At 64.2% G+C, this 8,071-nt stretch carries 8 protein-coding genes; 2 read left to right on the forward strand and 6 right to left on the reverse strand.

Going from position 1 to position 8,071, the window contains the following annotated elements:
* Window positions 1–163 precede the first annotated feature (163 nt).
* From DMP11_RS09910 to dtd, 6 genes are all read right to left on the reverse strand, one after another.
* Window positions 164–1,096, reverse strand: coding sequence for a slipin family protein (locus DMP11_RS09910; RefSeq protein WP_123186325.1), 933 nt, complete (start codon window positions 1,094–1,096; stop codon window positions 164–166).
* Between the two features lie 40 nt (window positions 1,097–1,136).
* Entirely contained in the window at window positions 1,137–1,529 is a 393-nt protein-coding gene (locus DMP11_RS09915) for a GntR family transcriptional regulator (protein ID WP_123186326.1), read from the reverse strand.
* Between the two features lie 24 nt (window positions 1,530–1,553).
* Window positions 1,554–2,450, reverse strand: coding sequence for an NrfD/PsrC family molybdoenzyme membrane anchor subunit (gene nrfD / locus DMP11_RS09920; RefSeq protein WP_123186327.1), 897 nt, complete (start codon window positions 2,448–2,450; stop codon window positions 1,554–1,556).
* A gap of 394 nt (window positions 2,451–2,844) precedes the next feature.
* Window positions 2,845–4,524, reverse strand: coding sequence for an energy-dependent translational throttle protein EttA (gene ettA, locus DMP11_RS09925; protein WP_123186328.1), 1,680 nt, complete (start codon window positions 4,522–4,524; stop codon window positions 2,845–2,847).
* A gap of 63 nt (window positions 4,525–4,587) precedes the next feature.
* Window positions 4,588–5,829: an acetate/propionate family kinase gene (locus tag DMP11_RS09930; RefSeq protein ID WP_123186329.1), complete on the reverse strand. Its 1,242-nt coding sequence runs from the start codon at window positions 5,827–5,829 to the stop codon at window positions 4,588–4,590.
* Window positions 5,830–5,982: 153 nt separating this feature from the next.
* Window positions 5,983–6,429 carry a D-aminoacyl-tRNA deacylase gene (gene dtd / locus DMP11_RS09935; RefSeq protein ID WP_123186330.1) on the reverse strand — a complete coding sequence of 149 codons (447 nt, stop codon included), beginning with the start codon at window positions 6,427–6,429 and terminating at the stop codon, window positions 5,983–5,985.
* Between the two features lie 221 nt (window positions 6,430–6,650).
* Here dtd and DMP11_RS09940 point away from each other — a divergent pair, with 221 nt between their 5' ends.
* The gene (locus DMP11_RS09940) at window positions 6,651–7,163 is read left to right on the forward strand and encodes a PaaI family thioesterase (protein WP_214647040.1); all 513 of its coding nucleotides are present in this window, start codon (window positions 6,651–6,653) and stop codon (window positions 7,161–7,163) included.
* A 72-nt stretch (window positions 7,164–7,235) separates the two neighbouring features.
* The gene (locus DMP11_RS09945) at window positions 7,236–7,775 is read left to right on the forward strand and encodes a rubrerythrin family protein (RefSeq protein ID WP_123186331.1); all 540 of its coding nucleotides are present in this window, start codon (window positions 7,236–7,238) and stop codon (window positions 7,773–7,775) included.
* The last annotated feature ends 296 nt before the right edge of the window (window positions 7,776–8,071 follow it).

An 8,071-nucleotide genomic window follows, 5' to 3' on the forward strand; every position in this document is an offset into this window, starting at 1 on the left:
GGCGGGGGCCGCGGCGGAAGGGGGCACAAGGCAGGGCCGCAGCAGGAGCGTGGGAACGAGGCTGCAGCGAATGTCGGAGCCGAGACGGAAGGCGGGGGCGGAGCCGCGCAGGCCCGAGGGCGGAAGGCGGGGACCGCGCGGGGCGGCGCTTGGGAGGGGCGCCTTACTCTTTTCCGAAGAGTTTGCCCACGTCGAAGCTGTCCGCCAGCGAACTGGGAGCCAGCAGCACGCCCTTGCCATCGCGGGTGCCCTCGTAGGCCAGGTTCATGGCCCGCAGCTGCATGGCCTTGGGGTTCTGGTCGTAAATCTGGGCCGCCTCCACAAACATCTCGGAGATGTCCTTTTCCACCTCTGCCAAAATCACGCGGGCGTTGCGCTCCCGCTCTGCCTGCGCCTCCTTCGACAGCGCGTCCTGCAGCTCAAGCGGCACCGCGATGTCGCGAATCTCCACCGACATCACTGTGATGCCCCACTGCTCGCACTTATCCCCCAGCACCTGCTGTAGCTCGCGGTCAATCTGCTTGCGCCGCAGCGACAAGTCCGCCAGGTTAATCTGACCGATGGCGTCCCGCAGCGCTGTTTGGGCGCTCCACAGCACCGCCTTGGGGTAGTTGGCCACTTCCAGACAGGCCTTCTTCGCGTCCCACACCAGCCAGAAAATGATGGCGTCCACGTCCACCGGCACCAGGTCGGCCGTCAGTGCCGCCTCAGCCGAGAATGCCGAGGTCATGGTGCGATGATCGATGTGAATGGCGGCATACTCCACAAAGGGGGCCACCACATAGAAGCCGGGGCCGGCGATGCGGCGGAACTTGCCCATGCGCAGCACCGCCACCTTCTCCCACTGGGGCGCCACCCGAAAAGCGGTGGCCAGCAAAAGCCCCGCCGCCACTGCGGCCACCACCGTGGCCAGCGACAGCCAGGGCAGCGTGGCGCAAAACACCACGGCGAACCCCAGCAGGAACATGATCAGGGCGAACAAAAACACGCCCACCCGCGTGGTCTCATTGGGCTCCAGCTCGGTGCTGGCCACCGTGCGGCGGGCATCGGCCTGGGACGTGGTGTTGTCACGGTCTTTCCTCAAACTGAACTTCATAAGGCTCCCCCTCGGATGCTCCGGTGCCGGCCCGCGGCCGCTATTGCACCAAATTCAGCCGCTGCTGCACCAGCTCCAGAATGTCCTGGCGCGGAACGCCCAGCTCGCGGCACTGCTGGATGAACACGTCGGTCAGCGACTCCGCCTCGCCGGCCGCGCTGTCCTGGTTCTGCAGGTAGGCATCGCTCGCGAAGGTGCCCCGGCCGCGCTTGGACACAATGTAGCCGTCGCGCTCGATGTCTTGGTACACCTTGCTCACCGTGTTGTAATTGATGCCCAGGTCCACCGCCATTTCCCGCATGGTGGGCAGCTTCTCGCCCACTGCGAAATGGCCGGAGGTGATGAGGTAGATAAGGCGGTTGCGCAACTGCAGCCAAATGGGAATGCCATTGCTGTCGTCGATAGTTATGCGCACTGAGTTGTCTGCTGTCATCCGGGCTGCCCATTCGCACGTCGCCTACAGCCCTGGAGCCACAAAGCTCAGAACCAAGGGGGAATACAATCCTGCCCCCACTATACAATACCTCAGGGCGAAAGCGCCCACGAGCACCCCTGCCGATGAAATCACCAAGGCGGCTGACGGCCCCACCAGCCGCTTGGCCAGATGCACCGTCCAAGGGGCGACAAAGCCCGCCACTACAACCGCGCCCCAGAAAGTTGGTGCCATGCCGCCTGCCACCAACAGCTGCACCCCGTCGCGGGCAGACTGCGGACCAGTGGCCTGCACGGCCATGAAAACAACCAGCAGGACCGCCTCGATCAGCGTGAGCACGAAAAATGCCTTCCATGGGCCGCTCAGGTTGCGCAGGGCAGTTGGGGTGCCCTGCAGCACGGCCCCCAGCACCACCACGGCGGTACCGGCCGTGAGCGAAGACGCCACGAAAAGAGCCACCAGCCAAGGGGTGTGCCAGAAGTCGATGGACACCAGGGAGGAGAGCAGCACGCCCGTGTAGGACATGATGCCCACCGCGCACAACAGCGCCGGAACCCCCAGCAGCAGAAACAGTGGGCGGGGCACCGGGCGCGCCCCCAGCGATGCGATGGCCAGCGCCACCGAAAGCACGATGAACAGCGCCAGCAACCAGGCGCCCACCCCGATCACCGAAGAGAACGGGTTGAGCACAAGGGGCAGGATGCGGTTGGGATTGCCCAGGTCGAGCATCAGCAGCAGCACGGCGAAAAGGCACAGGGCCGGGGCACTGTAGAAGGCGGTCTGCACCGAAGCGGCGGCCCGCTCGCTGGCGGGGCTTTGGCGCGCCACGTCCCACAAGCAGGTGGAAAAGCCCACGAAGAAGGCACCGCTGCCGGCGCCGGCCGCAAACAGGTACGCAATTATGTACCAGCCGAAGACCATCTTCCTCCCCCGGTTGCAGAGCAGCCGCGGCGGCCGCCCCTCCCCTCGCACAAACAATGGGGCCAGTATAGCACCATTGTCATAGTTGAATAGTTATACCTCGATGGGAAGGGAAGCGAACGCCCCGTATGAGCCATTAGGGCTGTCCCTTTGTCTCCCTTTGTCCTACGAATTCGGCTGTGCGGGGGAAGGGCGGGGGCGGTCCAACAAAGCGAGTTCCGCACGACGGAAAAGCGCCGGTGGCGCTTTTCCCAAAGCAGGACTGTTTGAGCGACTTGGGCTGCCCCCGCCCTTCCCCTTGCTCCAGAAATGAAAAAGGCAGAGATAGAATCTCTGCCCTACGATGATTCGCGTGACAAAAGCGAACGTCCCCCTGACACGCCCCCTGGCGCACTTAGTCGCGGGTGAGCTTGCGGTGGAGGCGATGGGGCTTGGCGGCTTCTTTGCCCAGGCGCGCTTCGCGATCAGCCTGGTAGGCCTCGAAGTTGCCTTCGAAGAAGTGCCAGTTGCCGGGGTTCTCGTCAGTGCCCTCCCAGGCCAGGATGTGGGTGGCCACACGGTCGAGGAACATGCGGTCGTGGCTGATCACCACCGAGCAGCCGGGGAAATCCAGCAGCGCCGCCTCCAAGCTGGACAGCGTCTCCACGTCCAGGTCGTTGGTGGGCTCGTCCAAAAGCAGCAGGTTTCCGCCGTCTTTCAAGGTAAGGGCCAGGTTCAGCCGGTTGCGCTCGCCGCCGGAAAGCACGCCCGCCTTCTTCTGCTGGTCGGCGCCCTTGAAGCCAAACGACGCCACATAGGCGCGGGAAGGCACCTCGGTGTCGCCCACCTGCATGTAGTCGGTGCCGCCGGAAACCACTTCCCACAGCTTGGTGTCGGGATCGATGCCGGCGCGGTTCTGGTCAACATAGGAGATCTTCACGGTTTCGCCGATTTCCAGCGTGCCGCCGTCCAGCGGCTCAAGCCCCACGATGGTTTTGAACAGGGTGGTTTTGCCCACGCCGTTGGGGCCGATCACGCCCACGATGCCGCCGCGGGGCAGTTGGAAGGAAAGGTCGTCGATCAGCACGCGGTCGCCGAAGGCCTTGTGCAGGTGCTCCGCCTTGATCACCTCGCTGCCCAAGCGCGGGCCGGCGGGGATGCGGATGTCGGTCCAGTCCAGCTTCTTAGCAGCGTTGGCCTCGGCCACCATCTGCTCGTAACTGGCTAAACGGGCCTTGCTCTTCGCCTGGCGCGCCTTCGGAGACGAGCGCACCCATTCCAGCTCCTTCTGCATGCGCTTGGCCAGCTTCGCCTGCTGCTGACCCTGAGCGGCGATGCGGGCCGCCTTAGTTTCCAGGTAGGTGGAGTAGTTGCCCTTGTAGGGGAACAGCTGGCCGCGGTCCACTTCGCAAATCCATTCGGCCACGTTGTCCAGGAAGTAGCGGTCGTGGGTGACCGCCAGCACGGCGCCGGGGTAGTTTTTCAGGAACTGCTCCAGCCACAGCACGCTCTCGGCGTCCAGGTGGTTGGTGGGCTCGTCCAAAAGCAGCAGGTCGGGGGCCTCAAGCAACAGGCGGCACAGGGCCACGCGGCGCCGCTCGCCGCCGGAGAGGATGCTCACCGGCGCGTCGGGGTCGGGGCACTGCAGCGCGTCCATGGCCTGGGAAAGCTGGCTGTCCAAATCCCAGCCGTTGGCGGCGTCGATGGCGTCTTGCAGCTGGCCCATCTCCTCCATCAGGGCATCGAAGTTGGCATCGGGTTGGCCCATCTCTTCGCCAATCTGATTGAAGCGGGCCACCTTGGCCAGCACGTCGGCGAAGGCCATCTGGATGTTCTCCAGCACGGTTTTGTCCTCGTCCAGCGGCGGCTCCTGTTGCAGAATGCCCACCGTGTAGCCGGGGGTGAGCCGCGCTTCGCCGTTGGACACCTCCTCAAGCCCCGCCATAACCTTCAGCAGCGTGGACTTGCCCATGCCGTTGGGGCCCACCACGCCGATTTTGGCGCCGGGGAAAAACGACAGCGAAACGTCGTCGAGGATCACCTTGTCCCCCACCGCCTTGCGCGCCTTGTACATTTGATAAACGAACTCCGCCATAAATGAGCCTTTCCGTGAAATCCAAATTGGCGAAATTCTATCAAACTGGCTGAAGCGAGCGGGCTACACCAAGGTTTCCTCCACCATTTCGGCGGTTACTTCCGCTTGGTGCATCTCGTCCATGATCTTTTCCACGTCGCGGGCTATCATCAGCTCTTCGTTGGTGGGAATCACCATGATCTTCACGCGGCTGCGGTCTTCGGAAATGATGCGCTCGCCCGAGCGGATGCGGTTTTTGCGCGCGTCCAGCACGATGCCCATGGGCTCTAGCCCCGCCAGGCACTGGGCGCGCATGTACTCAGAGTTCTCCCCCACCCCGGCCGTGAACACGATGGCGTCGGCGCCGCCCATCACGGCGAAGTACTGGCCGATGTAGCGCTTGATGAAGTAGGCGTACAGCTCCAGCGCCAGCACCGCCCGCTCGTTGCCGGCCAGCGCCGCCTCTTCGACGGTGCGCAGGTCGCTGGAGATGCCGGACACCCCCAGAAGGCCGCTCTTCTTGTTCATGATTTCATTCATTTGGTCGGGGGTGTAGCCCAGAAGCGTTTGGATGCGGGTGACCACCGCCGGGTCGATGGTGCCGCAGCGGGTGCCCATCATCAGGCCGTCCAGCGGCGTGAGGCCCATGGTGGTGTCGATGGCAACGCCGTGGTCCACCGCCGCGATTGAGGCGCCGTTGCCCAGGTGGCAGGTGATTAGGCGCAGATCGCGCACGTCGGCCCCCAGCATTTTGGCGGCATGGCGCGCGATGAAGCGGTGCGAAGTGCCGTGGGCCCCGTACTTGCGAATTTTGTAGTCGGTGTAATACTCGTAGGGCAGCGGGTACACGTAGGCGCGCGGCGGCAACGTTTGGAAGAAGGCCGTGTCGAACACCGCCACCTCCGGCTTGCCCGGCATCATCTCCAGGCAGGCGTGCATGGCCGCCAGCGCCGGCGGGTTGTGCAGCGGCGCCAGCTCGGAGCAGATGCCAATCTTCTCCAGCACGTCGTCGTCGATGAGGGTGGATTCGGTGAAGTATTCGCCGCCCGACACCACCCGGTGCCCCACGGCGTCTATCTCGTCCAGGCTTTTGATGGGGCCGCGGTCGGGCTCTAGCAGGGTGTTGATGACAATTTGCAACGCGTCGTGATGGTCGTTCATGATTTCGCTGCGCTTCAGTTCGCCGAAACCGCGGTCGAAGCGATGGGCGGAGTCGTGCATGCCGATGTTCTCGCACAGACCGCGGATGAGCACCGCCCCCGTGGCCAGGTCGAGCAGTTGGTATTTCAGCGACGAGCTGCCGGCGTTCAGAACGAGAACCTTCATGGATGCACCTTCCCCGTGGGCGAACAGTCTGCGGGCGCCGGACCGCGCGGCCGCAGCGCTCAACTTCCCATTAAAACGCAGCGATGCCGCCCAGGGCGCGCCCAGGCGGCATCGGTTTCCACAGTGTTTACGGGGCCAGCCGCGCGGGCGCGCCTACAGGTTGTCGGTGTCCAGGCAGATGGTGAAGGGACCGTGGTTCACCAAGCTCACTTCCATCATGGCGCCAAACCGGCCGGTTTCCACCCGCGGCACGCTCATGCGGGCCAGGCTCACGAAGTACTCGTAGAGGCGCTGAGCTTCGGCGGGGGCAGCGGCATCGGTGAACGAGGGGCGGTTGCCCTTCTTGCAGTTGGCGTAGAGGGTGAACTGGCTCACCACCAGCACGCTTCCGCCGATGGCGGCCAGGTTGAGGTTGGTTTTCCCGCTCTCGTCGTCGAACACGCGCAACTTCTCGATTTTGCCCCACAGCTTGCGGACGGTTTCCTCGTCATCGCCATGGCCCACCCCCAGCAAGATGAGAAAACCGGGGCCAACGGCGCCCACCGTGGCACCGTCCACTTCCACCCGCGCTTCGCTCACGCACTGCAAAACTGCCCGCATCGTCGCTCCTTCGCCTTTCCCGTGCCGCACCACGTTGCCGCCGAATCGCCCGCATCAGGCCCTGGCCCAACGCTGCCGCGCGCCACCCGCACCAGCTGCCGCGCGCTGGCCCGTCCGCAACCGTCTTCGTTTCGCCGATTATACCTTTTGACAACCAAGCGGTTGGGACGGCGCCTCCTTTGCGTAGAATGGCTATCACCCGAACACGGAAAGAAGGCCTCATGACCCCCGTCCAACTGACCGAAGAAGAGATCGCCAACCACAGCTACACCACCCCCGATGGCACCATCGTGCCCATGCTCAAGGGCTTCAGCCAAGAGCTGGGCATTCAGTTCGTCTCCGCCAGCAGCGAGGGGGCCGAGGCGCGCATGCCCATCACCGACAAAATCCGCCAGCCTTTCGGCTTCGTGCACGGCGGCGCCACGCTGGCGCTGCTGGAAACCGTGGGCAGCCAGGCGGCGGCGTGCACCATCGACCTCTCCGTCGAGCGGGTGTTCGGCATCCGCATGGACGTGCGCCATAAGAAGAGCGGCAAAGAGGGCTGGGTGCACGGCGTGGCGCGGCTGAGCCACGAGAAGGGCCCCCACCAGTATTGGGAAGTTACCGCCTACGACGACGAAGGGGACGTGATGTCGGAGGGCATTTTTGAAACCAAGCGGGTGACCTTGGCCTATCTGGCCGAGAAGGAGGCACGCCGCCAGGCGGAAAAGGCCGCGGAAAGCGCCGGCGAATAGCCGCGCCGCCGCCCGTTAAATCGCTTGCCGCTCACTTGAGCCGCACGCCGCGCGCATCTGAGAGGAGTCACCATGGAACTGAAAGATTCCCAATCTTGGAAGAACATCGCAACCGCCCTGAACGCCGAGGCGCTGGCCTACGTGGAGTACACCTTCTACGGCCAGCAGACGGCGAAGGACGGCTACACCCAGATTTCCAACATCTTCCAAGAGACCGCCGATAACGAGCTGCACCATGCGAAGCTGCTGTTCAAGCGCCTGCACGACGGCACCGTGCCGCCCACGCCGGAATGCCTGAAGCTGGCAAGCGCGGCCGAGCACTACGAGTGGGACGTGCAGTACAAGCAGTTCGCCAAGCAGGCCGCAGAAGAGGGGTTTGAGGATTTGGCCCGCTTCTTCGAGGGGCTGGCGGCCATCGAGCACAGCCATCAAGACCGCTACGATCTGCTGATGAAGCGCATCGAAGACAACGAGGTGTTCAAGCGCGAAGAGGTGAAGGTGTGGGTTTGCACCGTGTGCGGCCACATCCACATCGGCAAGGAGGCGCCGAAGGAATGCCCCGTGTGCAAGCACCCCCAAGGCCACTTCCAACTCCGCGCCGAGAACTACTAAGCCGGCAGCGCCCCAGCCCAACCCAACTGCATCGCCCGCGCCTTCGCCTTTGCGGAGGCGCATCACCTCATGACAGGGGACGGGGATAACGTCATAATCTCGCCTATCGAAAAGCCCTGGCCGCCCGCACCCTTCGCGCCCAGCCAGAGCGGGCGCTGGCCCTATGCCCGCCCATCTCCGCCACAGCCCGCCCTCCAAGGCGCTGTGCCTTCCGCATCGGCATCCCCTTGGCGCCGGCTTTTTGTATCGGCACCATCTTGGCGCCAGGCCCAGAATCGGCACCACCACCCGGCCCC

It is taken from the genome of Parvibacter caecicola, from assembly GCF_003725335.1.
Taxonomy (GTDB): domain Bacteria; phylum Actinomycetota; class Coriobacteriia; order Coriobacteriales; family Eggerthellaceae; genus Parvibacter; species Parvibacter caecicola.